The sequence below is a fragment of the Solimonas terrae genome (assembly GCF_011067135.1).
Taxonomy (GTDB): domain Bacteria; phylum Pseudomonadota; class Gammaproteobacteria; order Nevskiales; family Nevskiaceae; genus Solimonas; species Solimonas terrae.
In genome coordinates this window covers 178,426-198,772 of sequence record NZ_JAAMOW010000008.1, presented here as the reverse complement: position 1 = coordinate 198,772, position 20,347 = coordinate 178,426, and the positions used below count along the sequence as shown (strand labels likewise).

17 protein-coding genes are annotated in these 20,347 nt (G+C 66.6%); 9 read left to right on the top strand and 8 right to left on the bottom strand.

Going from position 1 to position 20,347, the window contains the following annotated elements; all coding sequences use genetic code 11:
- Positions 1–66: 66 nt before the first annotated feature.
- A complete protein-coding gene (locus G7Y85_RS15885; RefSeq protein WP_166259387.1) occupies positions 67–795 on the top strand; it encodes a TetR/AcrR family transcriptional regulator in 729 nt (242 codons plus the stop codon).
- Here the strand turns inward: G7Y85_RS15885 and G7Y85_RS15880 are convergent.
- The 6 genes from G7Y85_RS15880 to G7Y85_RS15855 form a co-directional block, all read right to left on the bottom strand.
- Positions 792–1,595, bottom strand: a complete 804-nt coding sequence (locus tag G7Y85_RS15880) for a CbbQ/NirQ/NorQ/GpvN family protein (RefSeq protein WP_241696210.1) — start codon at positions 1,593–1,595, stop codon at positions 792–794. The genes G7Y85_RS15885 and G7Y85_RS15880 overlap by 4 nt on opposite strands.
- Before the next feature lie 8 nt (positions 1,596–1,603).
- A complete protein-coding gene (locus G7Y85_RS15875) occupies positions 1,604–4,291 on the bottom strand; it encodes a TonB-dependent receptor (RefSeq protein ID WP_166259381.1) in 2,688 nt (895 codons plus the stop codon).
- A gap of 128 nt (positions 4,292–4,419) precedes the next feature.
- Positions 4,420–6,063, bottom strand: coding sequence for a nitric oxide reductase activation protein NorD (locus tag G7Y85_RS15870; protein WP_166259720.1), 1,644 nt, complete (start codon positions 6,061–6,063; stop codon positions 4,420–4,422).
- Between the two features lie 68 nt (positions 6,064–6,131).
- Positions 6,132–6,989, bottom strand: a complete 858-nt coding sequence (locus G7Y85_RS15865; RefSeq protein WP_166259378.1) for an SDR family NAD(P)-dependent oxidoreductase — start codon at positions 6,987–6,989, stop codon at positions 6,132–6,134.
- Positions 6,989–8,098, bottom strand: a complete 1,110-nt coding sequence (locus tag G7Y85_RS15860) for a spirocyclase AveC family protein (protein WP_166259375.1) — start codon at positions 8,096–8,098, stop codon at positions 6,989–6,991. The genes G7Y85_RS15865 and G7Y85_RS15860 overlap by 1 nt, the downstream gene beginning before the upstream one ends.
- Positions 8,099–8,135: 37 nt before the next feature.
- Positions 8,136–8,789 (bottom strand): TetR/AcrR family transcriptional regulator, encoded by a 654-nt coding sequence (locus G7Y85_RS15855; protein WP_166259372.1) that lies wholly within the window; start codon positions 8,787–8,789, stop codon positions 8,136–8,138.
- Positions 8,790–9,005: 216 nt separating this feature from the next.
- Here G7Y85_RS15855 and G7Y85_RS15850 point away from each other — a divergent pair, with 216 nt between their 5' ends.
- Both G7Y85_RS15850 and G7Y85_RS15845 read left to right on the top strand, forming a co-directional pair.
- The gene (locus G7Y85_RS15850; RefSeq protein WP_166259369.1) at positions 9,006–10,256 is read left to right on the top strand and encodes a cytochrome P450; all 1,251 of its coding nucleotides are present in this window, start codon (positions 9,006–9,008) and stop codon (positions 10,254–10,256) included.
- 72 nt (positions 10,257–10,328) lie between these two features.
- Positions 10,329–10,658: a hypothetical protein gene (locus G7Y85_RS15845; RefSeq protein ID WP_166259366.1), complete on the top strand. Its 330-nt coding sequence runs from the start codon at positions 10,329–10,331 to the stop codon at positions 10,656–10,658.
- Between the two features lie 168 nt (positions 10,659–10,826).
- Here the strand turns inward: G7Y85_RS15845 and putA are convergent, their stop codons facing one another.
- Positions 10,827–13,922, bottom strand: a complete 3,096-nt coding sequence (putA, locus tag G7Y85_RS15840; RefSeq protein WP_166259717.1) for a bifunctional proline dehydrogenase/L-glutamate gamma-semialdehyde dehydrogenase PutA — start codon at positions 13,920–13,922, stop codon at positions 10,827–10,829.
- A gap of 126 nt (positions 13,923–14,048) precedes the next feature.
- Between putA and G7Y85_RS15835 the strand changes: the two genes are divergently transcribed.
- Together G7Y85_RS15835 and G7Y85_RS15830 are read left to right on the top strand one after the other, a co-directional pair.
- The gene (locus G7Y85_RS15835) at positions 14,049–14,504 is read left to right on the top strand and encodes an Lrp/AsnC ligand binding domain-containing protein (protein WP_166259363.1); all 456 of its coding nucleotides are present in this window, start codon (positions 14,049–14,051) and stop codon (positions 14,502–14,504) included.
- Between the two features lie 114 nt (positions 14,505–14,618).
- Positions 14,619–15,212: an OmpA family protein gene (locus G7Y85_RS15830; protein WP_166259360.1), complete on the top strand. Its 594-nt coding sequence runs from the start codon at positions 14,619–14,621 to the stop codon at positions 15,210–15,212.
- Between the two features lie 105 nt (positions 15,213–15,317).
- Here G7Y85_RS15830 and G7Y85_RS15825 read toward each other — a convergent pair whose 3' ends face one another.
- A complete protein-coding gene (locus tag G7Y85_RS15825; RefSeq protein ID WP_166259357.1) occupies positions 15,318–15,704 on the bottom strand; it encodes a helix-turn-helix transcriptional regulator in 387 nt (128 codons plus the stop codon).
- A 171-nt stretch (positions 15,705–15,875) separates the two neighbouring features.
- Between G7Y85_RS15825 and G7Y85_RS15820 the strand changes: the two genes are divergently transcribed.
- The 4 genes from G7Y85_RS15820 (at position 15,876) to G7Y85_RS15805 (ending at position 20,205) form a co-directional block, all read left to right on the top strand.
- The gene (locus G7Y85_RS15820) at positions 15,876–16,451 is read left to right on the top strand and encodes a TetR/AcrR family transcriptional regulator (RefSeq protein ID WP_241696209.1); all 576 of its coding nucleotides are present in this window, start codon (positions 15,876–15,878) and stop codon (positions 16,449–16,451) included.
- Complete coding sequence (locus G7Y85_RS15815) at positions 16,448–17,653, top strand: amino acid deaminase/aldolase (RefSeq protein WP_166259354.1); 1,206 nt, start codon at positions 16,448–16,450, stop codon at positions 17,651–17,653. Before G7Y85_RS15820 ends, G7Y85_RS15815 begins: the two co-directional genes overlap by 4 nt.
- A gap of 72 nt (positions 17,654–17,725) precedes the next feature.
- Positions 17,726–19,048 (top strand): D-arabinono-1,4-lactone oxidase, encoded by a 1,323-nt coding sequence (locus G7Y85_RS15810; protein WP_166259351.1) that lies wholly within the window; start codon positions 17,726–17,728, stop codon positions 19,046–19,048.
- Entirely contained in the window at positions 19,045–20,205 is a 1,161-nt protein-coding gene (locus G7Y85_RS15805) for an MFS transporter (RefSeq protein ID WP_166259348.1), read from the top strand. Before G7Y85_RS15810 ends, G7Y85_RS15805 begins: the two co-directional genes overlap by 4 nt.
- Positions 20,206–20,347: the final 142 nt, after the last annotated feature.

Here is a 20,347-nt window from a genome sequence, read left to right as displayed (position 1 = left end):
GGGTCATTTCTGCGACGTCATGTATTCTTCCGCCAGGGAATCACCAAGGTGCATCAGCAGAATCAAGTGAGCAGCACGAAACCCCCCAAAGCCCTGAAGCCCGCCGAGCGCTCACGCGCCGCGATCCTCGCCGCCGCGGAAGATCTGTTTGCACGACGCGGATACGCCGTCACGCGCCTGGAAGATGTCGCCGACGCCGTCGGCCTGACCCGGCCGGCGCTCTTCTACCACTTTCGCGACAAGCAGACGCTTTACGATGCCGTGCTCGAGACCGCCTTCGGCTCGCTCGCCAAGCGCCTGGAAGAAGCCATGTCGCCGCCCGGCTCGATCACGCAGCGGATCGAGCGCGCCGCCGAAGCCTGGGTCGACGGACTGCAGGAGCGCCCGACCCTCGCGCGACTCATCCTGCGTCATGTCGCCGACGCCGAGGAACACCCGAACCAGTTGATCTATCGCTCGTCCGATCGCGTGCTCGGCATGGCCTGGGCGATGTTCGAGGAAGGCCGCAAGAGCGGCGAACTCAAGCCGCTGCACAACGATCCGTTCCACGCCGCGAGCGCGGCGATCGGTACCAGCGTGTTCTACGTGTCGGCGCTGGCCTCGCTGATTCCGGCCGGCTCGTTCAAGCCGCTCGCACCGGAACAACTGGCCGCCCACAAGAGTGATGTCGTGTTCACCGTGCGGCGCGTCCTCGGCATGTCCAGCAGTCGCCGAAAGATGGCGAGCAAGGCCCGGCCCGCTGGCAAGGCCGGCAGCCCCCCCGCCACGAAGCGGCGCGCATCCGGCGGCGACTAGCCGCCGAGATAGACGTCGATCATCTTGTTCAGGCCGTCGCTGACTCGCGCGTCGTCGCTCAGGGGTCCGGCGACCGCAGCGCGCGCGGCCTGCGTGAGTGTCAAGCCCTCGGCCACCAGGCGCCCGGCGGCAATCAGCACACGCGTCGACGCGACTTCGCGCAGACCGCCGTTTTCGAGACGGCGTATCGCCTGCCCGAGACGCACCAGTTTCTCCGCCTGCGCCGGCGCGATACCGGCCTCGGTTGCGACGATGCCCTCCTCGACCTGCGGCGACGGAAAGCCGAACTCCAGCGCCACCATGCGTTGCCGCGTCGAATCCTTGAGATCCTTGAGCACGCTCTGATAGCCGGGGTTGTACGAGACGACGAGGCAGAAGCCGGGCGCCGCTTCCAGCGTCACGCCGAGCCGCTCGAGCGGCAGCTGCCGGCGATGGTCGGCCAGCGGATGGAGAACGACCGTCGTGTCCTGTCGCGCTTCGACGATTTCGTCGAGATAGCAGATGGCGCCTTCACGCACGGCGCGGGTCAGCGGGCCATCGACCCATTGCGTCTGGTTGCCGTTGAGAAGATAGCGCCCGACCAGATCGGCCGTCGTCAGATCGTCGTGACAGGACACCGTGATCAGCGGCCGTCCGAGATCGTGCGCCATGGCTTCGACGAAGCGGGTCTTGCCGCAGCCCGTCGGCCCCTTGAGAAGAATCGACAGGCCCTGACGGAATGCCGCCTTGAAGATCTTTTCCTCGTCGCCGGTGGCGACGTAGTAGGGCCGCGTGTCGCTGTTCGCTCGGGGAGTGCGCATGTCCATGATCATGATCCGAAGTTGTATCGCAAGCGCGCACCCATCATCCGCGGCAACCCGACCGCGCGCGATTCGAATCCCAGTGTGCGATAGGTGCCGCTCGTGTAGGTGACATATTGCTCGTCGGTGACGTTGGTCATGAACAGGCTGAAATCGCAGGAGGTCGCCAGCAGCCCGGTCCAGTCCAGATTGAGATTCAGCACGCCGAAGTCGTCGAGCACCGCGTACGGCGACGAGCTGCTGGCGGCAACACGCTGCTTGCCCGTGTAGGCATAGGTCACGCCGAATGACAGGCCGCCGAACCCGGTCGGCACCGGCAGCGCCCAGGTGAGATTGGCGACATAGCTCGACTTCGGGGCAAACGGCAGATCGTCGCCGACGTCCGCGATCGGCGTGCAGCTCAGACCTTCGATCAAACCGACCTGCTGGACGCGGCCGCAGAAATCCGCGGACTTGACCAGTTTGGTGTCCAGCAGCGAGTACGACAGGTTGATCGTCAAGAGGTCGAACGGCTGCAGGGAGCTCTCGATCTCGAAGCCCCGCGACCACGCCTTGCCGGCATTGAAGATCGCCGTGGTCGGACCGCCGGATCGCGAGATGTAGCCGCCCTGCAGCTGCATGTCGGTCAATTCGTTGTAGAACACCGCGGTATCGAAGGTGCCGCGGATCGGCCAATCGAAACCGCCCTTGAACCCGACCTCATACGTGTTCACGTATTCGGGCTTGTGCGTGTCGAGACCGGGATCGGCCAGCATGTTGACGTTGCCCTGCCGATAGCCGCGCGTGTATTTCGCGTAGGTCATCAAGCGATCCCACGGGTAGTAGCTCAACTCGAGCATGCCGGTCGGCGCGGAACTCTTGATCTTCGGTGTCTGCACTTCCGTCGCCGGCGCCTGCGGTACGGATAGCAGATATCGATAGAGGGTCTTGATGCCGTGCCCTTCGGTTTCGTCCCAGGTATAACGCAAGCCCATGGTCACGCTGAGCGAATCGAGGAGGCTGTAAGTCCCTTGCGCATAAACCGCGCGATTCAGGTATTTCGTCTTGACCTGGTAATGCAGCACGCCGCCGAGGACACCGAGATACGGATCGACACAGTCGAACTTCGACGGGTCGCCCTGCAGGGACGCCAGGTCACAGTAGATGAACGAGGCCGAATTGCTGCCGGAGTAGCCGTCCGGTGTGCTGCTCTCGTAGTACAGGCCGCCCTGCCACTGCAGACGGTGCCCGAATGATTCGCCCTGAAGCTGCATTTCCTCGACCCAGGTTTCCTGACTGGTCAGCGGAATGTCCGGGCGACGCATGGTCTGGCCGATGGAGAACTCGCGATTGCCGGTGGTATCGGTGGGGCCGGGAAAGTGGGTGCCGAAAATGCTCGAATCGTTGCGCGTGAAAAGGTGGGCGTAGGCGACGATGTTCTTGAAGTCGATCTGGTCCGCGATCTTCCAGGTCGTGGTGTTGATGAAGCGCCGCTCCTTGAGGTCCGTGGCCGGATCCTTGACGGTACTGGCGACATCGTAGAAGCCGCCTTGCCCCGCCGCCTGCTGTCGGGCGAGCTGGTTCATGCAGGGCATGAAGGTCAGCAGCGCGAAGGGACTGCCGACCGGAACGCCGGGAACCGGGTCGGCGAGATTGATGCTGCCGGTAGCCAGGCTGTTGACCAGACCGTTGATCAGGGTCTGCACGTCGTATTCGCTGGGCGTCGACAGATTGCGGATCGGGTTGTCGCAGGCGTACAGCCCGGCGGTATAGCCTTTCGTGGCCGAATTCACCATCGACAGGATGCTGTAGTTCTCGACCGTGTCGGTGATATTCCAGACCGCGCTGAGACGGCCGGCGGTGTAGTCGACGTCGCCAAGCTTGTCGGCGCCGACGCCGGTGACATTGGTCAGGTGTCCGTCGCGCTGCTTGTGATCGACGCCGAGACGAACGCGAAATGCATCGCCGAACGGGACATTGACGACCGCTTGCTCCTGCCGCAGGTCGAAGTCGCCGATCGACATTTCCGCGTAGCCGCCGAATGCGTCCGTCGGTTTCTGCGGCACGATCAGGATGGCACCGCCGGTGGTGTTGCGCCCGAACAAGGTGCCTTGCGGACCTTTCAGGACCTGCACGTTCTGCAGGTCGAACAAGGCGCCCGGTCCCGCGCCGTCACCCGAACCCTGGGTGCTCTGGCCACGCGGGGCGATCACTTCGGCGAAGTAGGTGCCGACCGACGCGGTTGTGCGCAAGTCCTGGGTGAATCCGCGGATCGTGAACGTCGCGTTCTCCGCGCCGAAGCGGGTGTTGGCCGAGAGCGCCGGCGTGTACAGCGCAAGATCGGCGGAGTTGGTCATGTTCGCCTTGGTGATCTGCTCCTGATTGAACACCGTGATCGAGATCGGCACGTCCTGGATGTTTTCCTCGCGCCGCTGCGCGGTCACTACCACCGTCGCGATATTCGAGGGTGCCGGTGCATCGGGCGACACGGCGGGCGTCGCCGGCGCATCGTCCGGCAAGGGAATCACGTCGAGCGCCGCGTCGTCCGCCTGCCCGGCCGCCGTCGGCGCTGGAGCGCCGGCGTCCGGCGACACCATGGGCGCGGCTGCCGCATCGCTTTGCGATGGTGCGTCCTGCGCCCAGCTCGTTCCTTCGAGCACCGCCAAGGCCGTCAGCACGCTGACCCGGACCACGATGCGCTTCGAATTCAAATTCACGACTCCTCCCACAGGGTTCGGGCCTCTTCATTCGCGGGCCCTTGTCTTGATTCCGACATCCGCTTCCGATCCGCTCTCGCGGACCACGAAGCGCCAACAGACCGCCGCTTGGTCGACGCGCGCCAAACTCAGGCTGCGCGCCGGCGACCCTCCGCCCCGCGCAATGCCGAACGGAACAAAGGCCCGACCACGCGGTGCAATTGCCCGGGGCTCGGGACCGTGGCGTGCGCCGCGCTGCCGAAGACACGTCGCAAAGTCTCGACATCGGTCCCGGCCCCGACACTCAGGCACAGACAGGCCACGCCATCGCGTCGCGCCTCGCCAAGGGCCTGGCGCGCATCGGCTGCGCCGTAAACGGGTTCGTAACCGTGGTCGTAGGCCAGCCCGTCGGACAGCACGACGAGCAGCTTCCGCGGCGTCCCCGCGCGCGTCAGCAGGAGATGAGTGCCATGACGAATCGCGGCACCCAGTCGTGAGTACGCGCCGGGCACGAGACTGCGGAGCCGGCTCATGACGCGGCTGTCCAGCGCGTCGTCGAAGCGCTTCACGGGCACCAATTCGACGGCCGATCGGCCCCGCGAGCTGAAGGCATAAAGAGACACGCGATCGCCGATCTCGTGCAGCACCGTGAGCAGTGCGGCGGCGACGCTGCGCTGCTGATCGTGAACCGCCGTACCGGCCGGTCCGATTTGCGAAACGGACCCCGAGATGTCGAGCAGGACGAGTACGGACAGGTCGCGCCGATGGCGCTGACTTTCAACGTAGACGGCCTCCTGCGGCGATGAGCCCGCCAGGCGCTCGAGCTGCATCTCGATGGCGGCATCGATGTCGATGTCATCGCCCTGCGGCTGGCGATGAAAGCGATCCAGGCCCATCCCCAAGCGCGCGAGCGGCCGCCGCAGTTCATGCCCGTCCAGCCAGGCGACGGTCGCATGCGTGGCGATCGGCGGTTCGGCCTCCTGCACCGTGCACCAGTCCGGCCGGTAGCCTCCGCGATGCGTGTCCCACTCCGGATACGCGATGCCCGTGCCCTTGCCGAACGCGTCGTCGACGCTTTCCGCGGTCCGGCTGGATCGCACTGCGACGACGCCGGCGCGCGAACCCGAACGCGTCAGGTGCGTGGCGGCATCGGCGCCCGGCGCCCCCCCGCCTTTCAGTTGGCGGACCCTTTCCAGCAGGTTCTGCAGCAGACGGCCGATGCCACCGCCACCGCCGACAGGGCTGGAGGCAACATCGTCGACCGCGTCTTCGCTTTCGACCTCCGGCCACTCGCCGCGCGCGTCCCTCTGCCGCCGCGGCACATGTTCCGACCCGGCCGATGCGCCGGCGCCGCCTTCGCGGCGCTCGCCGGCAAGCCACTCGCGCGCGCGAATCTCGCCGAACGCAAGCGGCGCGTCTTCGATCTCGACCTTGCTCAGCGCGACCGCCAGCGACTCGTCCGGTGAGCGCGAGTGCGTCGCCCGAGACGCGTCGATCAAGGTCCGCATCGAGGGCGGCAGAACGTCGGCGAGCGCCGCAAGTGCGCGATGCCCTTCGACCGCCAGATAACGCCTGGCGAGTGCCGGGCGCCGTCGCAGTCGGCGCACGATGTCACCGTTCAGACTGGCCGAAGCCAGCAGGGCACTCTGCACGCAGAGTTGCCGCAGTTGAAGGTCTTTCGATGCCGCCGCATCGACATGGATGGCGCGCCCGTCGGTCCAGGCAAGGCCGCCACCGTCGACGCGATCGACGCGCACGTCGCGACCCGAGAGCGCAGCCGCGAGGAACGCCATCCGCGCCAGGTCCGCATCGTGGGAAGCGTCTTTCACCGGCGTACGTCGAGTGCTTGCCGTGGCGCGGGCTAGGCGCGCAGCGCGCCTTGCGGCGGGATGCGCATCGCCATGCGTACGATGTGGTGCACAAACCGGCCTGGCACCCAGCGCGCCATGAACGCAAGCGCCCCGGCGTCGGCACCGACCGTGCGACGCACGATCGGTCGTGTGTCGACCACCGCCCGACCGAGCGCGAGCGCGAACTTCTCCGGCGGACTGGCCTTGGCGACTGCCGCCTTGCCGGCGCTGTGAATGCCGTCGTAGAGCGCGCCGTAGGCACCGTGATGATCGCCGTAGTCCGGAGTCTGCTCGGTGAGGATGTCGGTGTTGAACGTGCCCGTGACGAGTATCGTCACGCCCAGCCCGAACGGCGCGATCTCCTGCGACAAGGCTTCGGCCCAACGCTCGAGCGCGCCCTTGGATGCCGAGTACGCACTGATCACCGGCATGCCGCGCAGCGCACCCATGCTCGAAACCGCGACGATGCGACCGCGACCGGCCGCGCGCATCGTCGGCAGCAAGGCCCGGGTCAGGGCCACGGGGCCGAAGACATTGGTGGCGAACAACTGCTGCCAGGCGTCGTCCGGCGTTTCCTCGGCCGCACCCGCGGCGGCCACGCCGGCGTTGTGCACGATGGCGTCCGGCGCACCGACGGCCTGCTCGATGGCCTGCGCGGTCGCCGGGATGGAGGCGAGATCGCTGAGGTCGAGCTTCACGCCGAGCAGGCGCGGATCATCGGCGCTCGCGCCGGTCGCGGTGCGCAGGCGTTGCAGGCCGGCTTCGACCGAGCGCATCGCGGCCACCACACGCCAGCCCTGCTGGTAAAGGTGGGTCGCCGACGCGAGACCGAGCCCGCGCGACGCACCGGTAATGACGACGGTACGCATCAACCGTTCTCCTTCGGCAGGCAGCTGGCGTTGTCCTTGAGCGGATTGACCGCCGGCCGCCCGTCCGGCTGTCCGATCGTCAGACGGTTCCAGTAGCCTTCGAAATACGGGCCCGGCTGTCCTTCCCGCTCGTAATAGCCCTGCGGGTCATAGACCTTGGCCTCCGGGAACGGATACGGGCAGGCGACCGAGGTCGCGAGGCCGGACGCGCGGATCGCGGCGAATGCGCCGCCATAGGTAAAGTAGGCGACATTCAGAATGCCGAACATGACGAGGAACGTCGCCAGCGTCGGACGCGACTGCAGGAAGCGCAGGCGCTGCGCCAGCTTCTCGGCAACCGTGCGGCCGGTATCGTCGCGGTAGCACAGCACGCCGGCGGGAATCATCACGAAGGTGACGAAGGTCGATTCCCAGAGCAGCGGAAACTGGAACGTCGTGCCGGCGAAGATCGTGCCGAACGGGATCGCCTGCGAGTAGATGTACATGCCGGTGCGGACCAGCGACACCTCCAGCATCATGTCGATGACGAAGCCGATCACCAGGATCAGGCCGGCCAGCGTCCATAACGGCCGCCGCCAGACAAACGAATCCGTCGGCCGCTTCGCCTGCAGTTTTCGCAGCACCCAGACGGCCGGAAAGTAAGGCCCGAAATAGAACAGCGCGTAGCCGATCACGACGAAGGGCTCGACGGTCGGCGACAGCATGATGAGCGGCCAGTCTTCCGGCCAATGGCGCAGCAAGGGGTTGTACACCGCGTACGGGGCCCAGTTCATGATCGGGTCCTGCCAGACGATCGCCGTCGAGGCGATCGCCATCAGCACGTACGGATGCCCCGGCTGCCGGCGCCAGGCCAGGATGCAGGCGCTCACGAGCACCACCATGGCGACGACCGTGAAGAACTGCTGCAACCCCACCCAGTGCGCGAAGTTGAACAGGAATTCGACCGGCGGCGGCGCACCGACCCCGTCCGGGTTGGCGATGCGCGGCGAGACCGCGCCGGATCGCGAGAAATAGCCGATGACGCCGATCAGCGCGATCGCGATGGCGCTCCATGCCCACGTTGCAAACCCAGCGGGCGCCGACGCCCGGACCCCGTGTCCCTTTTGCATCCCCCATCTCCTCCGCGTTCGTCTTGTTTTGATGTCGTCAGTCGTTAGGGGCCGCGATGCCGAGCAGATGCCGTGTCGCACGCAGCGCCTCGCGCTTGTGTGAGGCGATGCGTCCGGGGTCCAGCGGCTCGAACTCGTCGTGCGGAACCAGCGTCGCCAGCGCCGCAACGTAGAACACCGTCGTGCCGATCACGGCGCTGGCGGTCTGGAACGGATCGCTATCGACCGGCTTGAGCTCGCCGGTCCGCCGGCCCTGCTCGAACAGCCCCCAGAACATCAGCGGCAGCCGGTTGTTGTCGGAAAAAATGCCCTGCGCAAGCACCGAGCCGTCGGCCACCAGCCGCAGGATCAGGCGCGCGAGATTCGGGCGCGCGACGATCACGTCGATCCAGGTACCGACCGCCCGCTCGATACGCTCGGCGACGCCGACGGTGGCCGGCGCCAGCACCGCCTCGAGCCGCGTCGCCAGTTCGCTGAAGGCGTCGACCAGCATGGCGTCGAACAACACCTGCTTGTCGCGGTAGTAATAGAACAGGCCGGCGCGTGTCAGCCCGACGACGCTGGCGATCTCGTCGAGCCGTGTCGCGGCAAAGCCCTGACGGGCGAACAAATCCTGCGCCGCAGCGAGAATCGCCGCCCGCGTGCGATCGGACTTGGCCCCCGAGGGCTCGATGGCGATGCGCTGATTCACCTTGCTTCCGAGGTCACGTCCCGCTCCTTGCACAGATCAGGTGCGGGGCATCCTTCCATAAATTCTACCTTCACGCAAGTTGAATTTTTACCAACGCGTCGGTAGACTTTTTTGCAATCGGCGGGGTCGCAGGCGCGATCGCGTGCCCGCTCCGCGCTCAAGAAAGGCCGTCGTCGCTGCGGCCAAACACGCCGCCTCGTCGGCAGGGGAGAGTCAATGAGTAGCGCCGGCATGGCCCACCAGATGAAGAAGCCCGAGCACGTCCCCGAAGCGCTGGTCTACGCGTTCGACTACAACACCGACGCCGACTACTGCCGGGACCCGCACGCCCGCGCTGCCGATCTGGCGAAAAATGCGCCGCCGATTTTCTGGACGCCGTTCAATGGCGGACACTGGATGGTGCAGGGACACGCGGCCGTCCACGAAGCCTTGCGCGACTTCGCGACCTTCTCGAGCGAGCATTTCTCGCCGGCCGCGTTCGACGCCATGATGGCCGAGCTGCCCGAAGAAGAACGCGTGCCGGCGCCGATTCCGATCTGCATCGACCCGCCGCAGCACGCACGCCTGCGACAGCCGCTCTACTCGACCTTTTCACCGAAATCGGTGTTGGCGCGGGAGCGGGAAATCCGCGCGCTCGCCGAGCGACTGGTCGATGGCATCGCCGCGCAGGGTCGCTGCGAGTTCCAGCACGCGATCGCCGACGTCTATCCGGTGGAAATCTTCCTCGGCATGTTTGGCCTGCCGGTGGAGAAAGAGCGCGAATACCGCGAACTGGCGAAGAAGCACCTGTCGGTCATCACGCCCGACCTGTCGGAAAACATGCTGATGATGCAGGCGATCGGCGCCGTCATGCGCGACACGATCAGCGAGCGCCGCGAGCACCCGCGCAACGACATCATCAGCATGCTGTGGTCACTGGAACTCGAAGGCGAGCCGATGACGCTCGACCTGATGCTCAGCTATTGCGTGATCCTGTTCATCGCCGGCCTCGACACCGTGGTCAACGCGCTGGGCTTCGGCGTCCGCCACCTGGCGGTGGACCATGTGCTGCAGCGGAAGCTGCGCGCCGACCCTTCGCTGATTCCGGCGGCAACCGAGGAAATCCTGCGACGCTACGCATTCGTTGCCCCGATCCGGCTGGTGAAGAAGGATCACGACTTCCATGGTGCCCCGATGAAGGAAGGCGAGCGCGTGATGATGTTCATCCCGAGCGCCAGCGTCGACGGCAGCGTTTACCACAAGCCGACCGAGTTCGACATGCATCGCGAGAACAACACGCATATGGCGTTCGGCGCGGGACCGCATTATTGCCTGGGCGTGCATCTCGCACGCCTCGAACTCAAGGTGATGTACGAAACCCTGCTGAACAGGCTGCCCGAATTCCGGCTCGATCCGGAGCAACCGCCGACCTTTCATGGCAGCATCATTGCCGGGCCGTCGACCATCCACCTGCTCTGGGACGTGTAGCTCGCCGCCGGCATCACGGCGATCATCGGTCACATCACTTCAACGCACACGCATACAGATCAGGAGAGAAAGATGACGGCGAATTCCGGCGGCGCTGCCGCGACGATCGACGGAAAGTGGTCGGTGACGATCCATGGCCCGACCGGCCCGCAGGAAACCACCCTGCGGCTCGAAACCGTCGACGGCGTGCTCGGTGGCGACCAGTCCGCGATGGGTCAGGTCGAAACCCTGCAGGAGGTCAGCTTCGACGGCCGGACCGGCGAGATCGCCTGGATCAACAAGATCAAGAAGCCGCTGCCGATCACGCTGAAGTTCCGCGGCACCATCGAAGGAAACACGATGAGCGGCAAGGTGAACGCCGCCATCATGGGCTCGTTCCCGTTCACCGCCGTAAAACTCTGATCGCACGGCACGGCCGGGATCATCTCGACGCGTCAGGCTTTGCCGGGGCACCTTCCCTCGCCTCGGCAGCTGCCGTGCTGGCGCGTAGCGACCCTGCGCCGGATACCTGCAGGGCGCGAAGCTCGCCGCGGCGAGCGCCCGGAAGCGCAACGACAGCGATGTGGCGACTCAGCTTTCCATGCTGAGCAGGCTCGCGTTGCCGCCCGCAGACGTCGTGTCGACCGACAGCGTACGCTCGGTCGCGAAACGCAGCAGATAGTGCGGACCGCCGGCCTTCGGACCGGTGCCGGACAGGCCTTCGCCGCCGAACGGCTGGCTGCCGACGACGGCCCCGATCATCGACCGATTGACGTACAGGTTGCCAACCCTCGCCAGCGCGCGCACGCGCTGCATCGTTTCCTCGCTGCGACTGTGCAGCCCCATCGTCAGGCCGTAACCGCTGGCGTTGACCCGCGCGACGGCTGCTTCCAGTTCACCGGAGCGGAAGGTCGCGACGTGCAGGATCGGCCCGAACACTTCGCGCTGCAGGTCTTCGATCGCCTTCAGGCGAATCAGCGTCGGTGGCACGAAGTAGCCGCGTTCACCGCCGGCCGACAGCGTGCACTGCGCGACAACGGCGTCGCGGTGCGCGTCGATGTGCGCGAGCAGTCGGGCGCGCGCTTCGGCATCGATGACCGGCCCCAGATCGCTGTCGAACTGCGCCGGGTCACCGATCTTGAGTTCCGCCATCGCGCCTTTGAGCATGTCCAGTACGCGCTCGGCGATGTCGTCCTGCAGACACAGCAGACGCAAGGCCGAGCAACGCTGGCCGGCACTCTGGAACGCGGACACGATGACATCGGCGACGACCTGCTCCGGCAACGCGGTCGAGTCGACGAACATCGCATTGAGACCACCGGTCTCGGCGATCAGCGTCGCGATCGGCCGCGCGTCGTCGTCGAGCAGGCTGCGCGCGATGCGCCGCGCCGTCGCCGTCGAGCCGGTGAACGCGACACCGGCGATGCGCGCATCGGCGACCAGCGTCCGCCCGACATCGGGACCGCCCGGCAGGAATTGCAGGACATCGGCGGGGACACCGGCGGCGAGCAGCAGTCCGGTCGCCCGCGCTGCGATCAGCGGCGTCTGCGGCGCCGGTTTGGCGATCACCGCGTTGCCGGACACCAGCGCGGCCGCAACCTGACCGATGAAGATGGCCAGCGGAAAATTCCAGGGGCTGATGCAGGCGAACACGCCGCGGCCCGCCAGCTGCAGTTCGTTGCGTTCGCCGGTCGGCCCCGGCAGCCCCAGCGGCACGAACTGCGTTCTCGCCTGCTGCGCGTAGTAGCGACAGAAGTCGACCGCTTCACGCAGCTCGGCCAGGGCATCGGCGACGCTCTTGCCGGCTTCGCGCACGGCAAGCGCCATGAAGGCATCGCGATCGGCCTCCAGTGCGTCCGCCGCACGTTCGAGACAGGCCGCACGCTCGGCAACCGGTCGTGCATTCCATGCCGGCTGCGCAGCGACGGCGCGCGCCACGGCATCGCCGACATCGGCGGGCGTGGCCTCGATCACCTCGCCGACGATTCGTTCACTGTCTGCCGGATCACGCACCTGGCGCGCCACGCCGGCGGGGGATTTGCCGGCGGGCATCGGCGCAGCACGGTGCCGCGTCGCCCAGGTCTTTTCCATCGCACTGCGCAGCGCGACGAGCGTGGCCGCATCGGACAGATCGAGGCCACTGGAATTGCGGCGCGCCGCGCCGAAGATTGCGGAGGGCATGAGGATTCCCGGGTTGGCAGTCAGGCCGACCGCTTCGGTCTGCGCGACCGGATCGGCCAGCAGTTCGTCGTCGCTGACGCTGCGGTCGGCGATCTGGTGAACGAAGCTGGTGTTGGCACCGTTTTCGAGCAGTCGGCGGACGAGATACGCAAGCAGATCGCGATGACCGCCGACCGGCGCATAGACACGCACGGCGATGCCACGTTCGGCCATCAGCTTTTCGTACAGTCCGACCCCCATGCCGTGCAGGCGCTGGAACTCGAATTCTCGTGAGGCGCCGGCCCATTCGATGATGGTCGACACCGAAAGGGCGTTGTGCGTCGCGAACGCGGGGTACAGGTGCGGCGCCGCGAGCATCGCTTTCGCGCAGGCCAGATAGCTGACGTCGGTTGCCGCCTTGCGCGTGAACACCGGATAGTCGGCCAGGCCGCGCTCCTGCGCGCGCTTGATCTCGGTATCCCAGTACGCGCCCTTGACGAGGCGCACGGTCAGCCGTCGCCCGGTCGCGGCGCCGAGGGCATCGGCCCAGGCGATCACCGCCGACGCGCGCCGCTGATACGCCTGGACCGCCATGCCCAGACCGTCCCACCCGGCGAGCGCCGGGTCGGCGGCAGCACCGGCGATGATGTCGAGCGACATCTCAAGGCGCTCGCTTTCCTCGGCATCGATGGTCAGGCCGATGCCCTGCCCGCGCGCAAGCCTGGCGAGCTCGACGATGCGCGCGATCAGGGCCGGCACCGCGGTCGCGGCGTGGAACACTTCATAGCGACTGTGCAGCGCCGACAGTTTCACGGACACGCTGTCGCGTGCGACCAGATCGCGATCGGCATGCGCGGCCTTGCCGACTTCACGTATCGCGGCGCGATAGGCTTCGAAATAGCGGTCGGCATCGGCCTGCGTGCGCGCAGCCTCGCCGAGCATGTCGAACGAGTAGCGGAACCTGGCGTTGTCCACGCTGCGCGCCCGCTTCAGTGCCTCGTCGATATCGCGACCGAGCACAAACTGCTCGCCCATGATCTTCATCGCGATGCCGACGCCGGTACGGATGGCCGGCTCACCCAGGCGTGCCGCCATGCGGCGCAAGGTCGGCGCGTGTTCGCCGCCTTCGATCAGGGCGCTGGTCATTGCCAGTCCGAAGGTCGCGCGATTGACGAGAAAGGATTCCGACGCGCCCCGGTGTGCGGCCCAGTCGCCGTCGGCGAGCTTGTCGCGAATCAGCGCGTCGGCCGTGCGCGCATCGGGCACGCGCAGATAGGCCTCGGCCAGCGCCAGCAGCGCGACACCTTCGTCGGTGTTGAGCGGGTATTGCTGCAGGAAGCGGTCGATCCAGCCGCCCAGCTTCGGATCGCGCAATTCGGCCAGCAGCATCGTCGCGGTCGCGCGCACCTGCCGGCGCGTTTCTTCACCGAGTCGCGCCGTCTCCACCAGCGGCGCCAGGGCTTCGGCTTCTGGGCGCCGATACAGCGCCGGCAATCGGCTGCGGGCAGCGGCAAGTTCGGGCGTGATCACGGCTGAAAGCTCCTTGAAGGAACTCCATCGTAGGCAAGAGATCACCGAATGTGCTTGGCATTTATTATCTAATGTCCGAACCAATTGATGTCAATCAATTCGATTGCCGAAGGATTTTCCGACATGATCGACGCCATCGACCGCCGCATCCTGCGCGCGCTGCAGGACGACGGGCGCATCACCAACCAGGACCTCGCGCAGCGTTGTCAGCTCTCGCCCGCCGCCTGCCACGAGCGCTTCCGCCGCCTGCGCGAGCGCGGCTACATCACCGGCTTCACCGCGCTGCTCGATCCGGAAAAACTCGACCGCGCCCTGCTGATCTTTGTCGAGATCCTGCTCGACCGCACGACCGGCGATGTCTTCGATCAGTTCGCGGCGACGGTCCGCAACACGCCGGAAATTCTCGAATGCCACATGGTGGCCGGCGGCTTCGACTATCTGATCAAGGCACGCGTGCAGGACATGGCGGCCTATCGCACCTTTCTCGGCGCCACGCTGGTCAACATGCCGGGCGTGCGCGAGACCCGCACCTATGCGGTGCTCGAAGAAGTGAAGTCGACGATCGCCCTGCCGATCTGAGAGCGACCGCCATGGTTCCTGCTCGGGCAGTTCAGCCGCACTTCATGCAGGCGCCCTACGGTGAGCGGACTCGAACCAGAGTTCAATCGCTCACGGGAGCATGGAGGAGACCAAATGAGAACACGTGCCTTGGCAGGAAATCTCGCACTGGCGCTGACCGCTTTTGCGCTGGCCGGTTGTCAGCATTACGTGAAGCAGGAAGATTACGACGCGACCATTGCCCAGTTGCGTGCCAATGACGCGTCGCTGCGCAGTGACCTCGACAGCCTGAAGAGCCAACTCGACAGCCGCTTCAGCGCCTACGACGCGAAGATCTCGCAGCTGCAGGGCCGCGTACGCGTCGACCTCGCCGCACACTTCGACTACGGCAAGGCCGCGCTGCGCGATCAGGACAAGCCGGCGCTCGACGACTTCGCATCGGTCATCCATCAGCATCCGGACACGATCGTGACCGTTGAAGGTTTCACCGATCCGGCCGGCACGGTCGCCTACAACAAGAAGCTCGGCCAGGAGCGCGCCGACGCGGTGCGTGCCTATCTGATCCAGAACGGTGGACTTGCCGCCAATCAGATTCGCGCCGTGAGCTACGGCGAAGCGAAGAATCGCCAGATCGAACCGGGCGCCTACGGCGATGCAGGTCAGGACAACCGGCGCGTGGCGCTGGTGATCGATCACGTCCCGGCGGCGTCGACGGCCGGCGCCGGCTGAACATCGCTGGCGTGAAAACGGGAACGGATCGGTCGGCCAGCCGATCCGTTTTCCGTTGTGCGGCCGAATCCGCTACCTGCGAGCAGCGAGCCGGCCGCCGCGGTGTCAGGCGCCGATCGCGACGCGGCGCCGGTAGGCCAGCGGGCTCGCTCCGCTCCAGCGGCGAAAGGCGCGGCTGAACGCGCTGGGTTCGGAATACCCGAGCTGATAGCCGATTTCGGTCAGCGGCAGTTCGCCCTGCTGAAGATGCCGACGCGCGACCTCGAAACGCAGCTGTTCGACCAGCTGCTGGAAGTTCAGGCGCGCGCCCTGCAGACGGCGCTGCAGCGTGCGTTCGCTGAAACCGAGTCGGGCGGCGATCGCGTCGAGCGTCGCCCCACCCTCCGGCAGGGCCTCGAGAATGCGGCGCTGCAATTCCCCGAGCAGATCGGCCTCGGCGCGCGACGCGCACACCGGCGATTCCCGCGACCATGTCTCCGGCATGCCTGCCATGAGCGTCTCTCCCGTCGACGTCCCCCGTCGATCACCGTTGCCTGAGCGTTGATCCAAGCATTTACTGTGCCGACTGGACGGTACAGTAATTCGCCTCCGGAAGTCCATAAAACGGCGGCGCTGTCGCCTTCTGTCAAGCATTGCGGTGCACCGCGCACTAGCGTTGCGCACATGACCCAATCCGCCACACCTGCCGCTGCGCGCGGGCGCCCCAGTTCACGCGAAGCGATGCTCGATGCCGCCGAAGCCGTGGTGGTGACGCAGGGTGCCGTGCGGCTGACGCTCGATGCGGTCGCCCGCCAGGCGAAGCTCAGCAAGGGCGGCGTCATGTATCACTTCCCGAGCAAGGAAGCGCTGCTGCAGGCACTGGTCACGCGCGCGATCGAACGCTCGCACGCCGCGCGCGAAACCCTGCTGCCGGCCGCTCCGCAACCCGGCCAGGTGCTGCAGGCATATGTGCGCGCATCGGTCGGCGATCCGCTCGGCAACGACCGTGTCAGCGGTGCGCTGTTGTCGGTGGTCGCCAGTGATCCGAAACTGATGGCGCCGGTACGCGAGTTCTTCCGCAAGCGTCTGCCGGCGATCGGCAAGGACGTGCCGTTCGAACGTGCGGCCTTGATACATCTGGCGACCGAGGGCCTGTGGCTGATGGATCTGTTCAAACTCAGCCCGTTCACCAAGGCGCAGCGCGCGAAGATCGTGCGCCTGCTCGGCGAGCTCGCCGCCGCCGGCGGTGCCGTGCCATGAACCGCCTGCCGAATCCGGACTACGCGAGTCTGTCGGCGGCGCTTGCCGATCAGTCCCTGCCTGCCGCGGTGCTCGATCTCGATCGTCTGGAAGCCAATGCCCGCGCGATGCTGACGCGCGCCGGCCGCCTGCCGATCCGTCTCGGCAGCAAGTCGATCCGTTGCGTGGAGGTCATGAAGCGCGTGCTGGCACTCGATCCGCGCTTCCGCGGCCTGCTGTGCTATTCGGCGCGCGAAGCGGCATGGCTGGCCAGCCAGGGCTTCGACGATCTGCTGGTCGCCTACCCGACCGTGGTCCGCGACGATCTCGAAGCCGCGGCGCTGGCAACACGCGCCGGCACGACGCTCACCCTGATGATCGACGACGCACGGCAGATCGATGCCGCCGAGCAGGTCGCCCGCGAGCACGGTGTCTGTCTGTCGCTGGCGATCGACATCGACATGTCGTCGGCTTTTCCCGGCCTGTATTTCGGCGTGCGCCGCTCGCCGGTCAACAAGCCCGCACAGGCAGTGCTGCTGGCGCGCCGCATTGCCGCCAGCGGCAACGCGCTGCGTCTGCGTGGCGTGATGGGTTACGAGGGACAGATCGCCGGGCTGCAGGATGATCTGCCGAAGCAGTCGCTGAAGAACCGTATCGTCCGCTGGCTGAAGAAGCGCTCGGTACGCGAATTGAGCCGCCGCCGGCAAGCCGTGGTCGACGCGCTGTACGTTGCCGGCTTCACGCTCGAATTCGTCAATGGTGGCGGCACCGGCAGCCTCGAAACGACGGCCGACGATCGCTCGGTCACCGAGGCAGCGGCCGGTTCCGGCCTGTATTCGCCGACCCTGTTCGACCACTTCAGTCATTTCCGCCATGCGCCGGCGCTGTATTTCGCACTTGCGGTCGCGCGCCAGCCCCTGCCGAACGTCGTCACCTGTTCCGGCGGCGGCTACATCGCATCCGGCCCGGCCGGCAACGACCGCGTACCGCAGCCGTTCCTGCCGGACGGCCTGAAGCTGTTGCCGCTGGAAGGCGCCGGCGAAGTCCAGACGCCGCTGCGCCTGCCGAAAGGCGTGACGCTGGCGCCGGGCGCGCCGGTGTTTTTCAGGCACGCCAAGGCCGGCGAGTTGTGCGAGCGCTTCGACCGGATCCTGCTGCTGCGCGACGGCAAGCCGGTCGGCGAAGTGCCGACCTATCGCGGTCAGGGTCAGTGCTTCTTCTGACGCCGCTGCGGCACCGCATTCACGGCAGAACGCACACATCGTGATCTCAATTCCCTGCAAGGATTTTCCGCCATGACGAACTCGACCTCTGCACTCGCCACGCGCGGCCCGGGCTGGCGCAACTGGTCCGGTTCGGTGCAATGCCAGCCGCAGCAGACGCTGGCACCGCGCAGCGTCGATGAACTGCAACGAACGGTGGCCGGGATTTCCGCGGCGGGCGGCAAGCTGCGCGTCGCCGGCAGTGGTCATTCGTTCGCGCCTCTGGTCGAGACCGATGCAAACCTGCTGACGCTGGACGCGATCGCCGGCGTCGAAGACATCCGCGACAACGTCGCCACCATACTCGCCGGCACCTCGCTCAAGCCGCTCGGCCATACGCTCCGCGATCGCGGCTACGGCATGATGAATCTCGGCGACATCAACAAGCAGGCGCTCGCCGGCGCCGTCTCGACCGGCACGCACGGCACCGGCCTCGGTCTGGGATCGATCTCGACGCAGGTCGAAGGCATGACACTGGTGATGCCGGACGGCAGCCTGCGCGAGTGTTCGGCCGGCAAGGAGCCGGACCTGTTCGCAGCGGCGCGCGTGGCGATGGGCGCGCTCGGCGTGATCGCCAGGCTCGATGTCCGCCTGCAGCCGGCCTACAAGCTCAAGCTCACCAAGCAGCCGATGGACCTCGACGAGTGCCTCGCGCGTGCCCAGGATCTGGCACGCAGTTACCGGCATTTCGAGTTCTACTGGGTGCCGCATACGCGCGGCACGCTGGTCAAGCTGATGGAACCGACGCAGGAGCCGGAATCGAACATGGCGCTGACCAGCCTGCTCGAACTGATCCTCGAAAACGGCGCGCTCGGCCTGCTGTCGCGCATCGTCCGCGCCCGCCCGCAGTGGGCGCCGCGCGTGGCAAAGATCATCGCCGGCTCGATGGGCGGCGACGCCAGCACCATGGTCGCCGATTGCCACCGCGCGTTCTCGTCGGTGCGGCTGGTGCGCTTCAACGAGATGGAATACGAAATGCCGGCGGAAAACGGCCCGGACGCCCTGCGCGAACTCGCCGCATTCGTGGAGGCGAAAAACATCCGCGTGCACTTTCCCGTCGAATACCGCTACGTCAAGGCCGACGATATCTGGCTGTCGCCGTTCTACGGACGCGACAGCGCGGCAATTTCCGTGCATCAATACCAGGGCATGGACTATCGCGAATACTTCGCTGGCGCCGAAGCGATCTTCCGCAACCACGGCGGCCGTCCGCACTGGGGCAAGATCCATACGCTGACGGCACGCGAGCTGGAACCGCTGTACCCGCGCTGGAACGACTTCCTCGAGCTGCGCGCGTCCATCGACCCGGCCGGTGTATTCATCAACCCCTGGCTGCAGAAGATCTTCGGCCTGTGAAAGGCACTGCGCTGCGCGTCCTGCTGATCTACAGCGCCTTCAATGCGCTGATGCAGTTCGAGTGGCTGCGTTTTGCACCGATCACCAACGCGGTCGCCGAGCAATACGGCGTCAGCGTCGGCGCGGTCGGCTGGCTGTCGCTGGTATTCCCGCTGCTGTTCCTGCCGCTCGCGCTGCCGGCCGGCGCACTGCTCGATCGCTGGTCGGCACAGCGCAGCCTGCGCATCGTCATGCTGCTGATGCTCGCCGGCGTGGCGCTGCGCGTCGTGCTGCCGGGCTTCGCCGGCCTGTTGATCGGTCAGCTCGTGATCGCGCTCGCGCAGCCGATGGTGATGGCACTGATCGCGCGCCTGGTGCGCATCTGGTTCGTACCGGAGCAGCAGCTGCAGGCCACCAGCATCGGAACGCTCGCGCTGTTCGTCGGTCTGGCACTGGCCTTTCTGCTGTTGCCGCCGACGGCACGGACATCGATCGCGGCGACACAGCGCATCGATGTGCTGGTGCTGCTGCTGTTCACCGTTCTCGGTTTTCTGCTGGTACCCGCCGACCCCGACACGGCGAGCCCGCCCGAAGATCAATCGGGCTCGTGGCAAACGTCCGCGCACGCGCTGCTGCAGCGCTCGCTGCTGGTGCTGTTCGCGCTGGTGTTTCTCGGCAACGGCTACTTCAACGCGATCTTCACGTGGCTGGAGCCGATGCTCGCCGCCAACGGTGTCGACGCCGACAGCGCAGGGCTGGTTGCGCTGGCCATGCTGGCAGGCGGCGTCGGTGGCATGGCCGTGGTGCCGGCGCTGCCGGCACTGCGCCGGCATTTGCGCTGGACGATCCCCGCCGCCGCCCTGCTCGGCGTACCGCTGACCTGGCTGCTGACCCATCTGAGCCAGCCGCATGCCCTGTACGCGGTCGGCATCGCGCTCGGCGTGCTGATGCTGGCGCCCTTGCCACTGCTCGTCGACAGTGCCGCCGAATGGGCCGGCGAAGCGCACGCCGGCCTCGCCGTCAGCACCTTCTGGCTGGCCGGCAACGCCGGTGCCGCGGCGGTGATCTACGGATTCTCGCAGCTCGCCGATCGCGCGCTGTGGGACTGGGCCGGATTCGCGCTTGCCGCGTTGCTGACCAGCGAAGCCTTGCTCGCGCCGCTGCTGAAGAAGGCGTAAGGATCGCTCCGCCTCGGGTTGAGACGGTCGGATGAGATGGGGCGCCGACGAGGCGCGGCGGGTCGCAAAGACACCCACCTCCCCCAGCCCCTCCCCCCGCAAGCGGGCGGAGGGGAGCGTTACCCGCCGTTGCCGGCTGCAG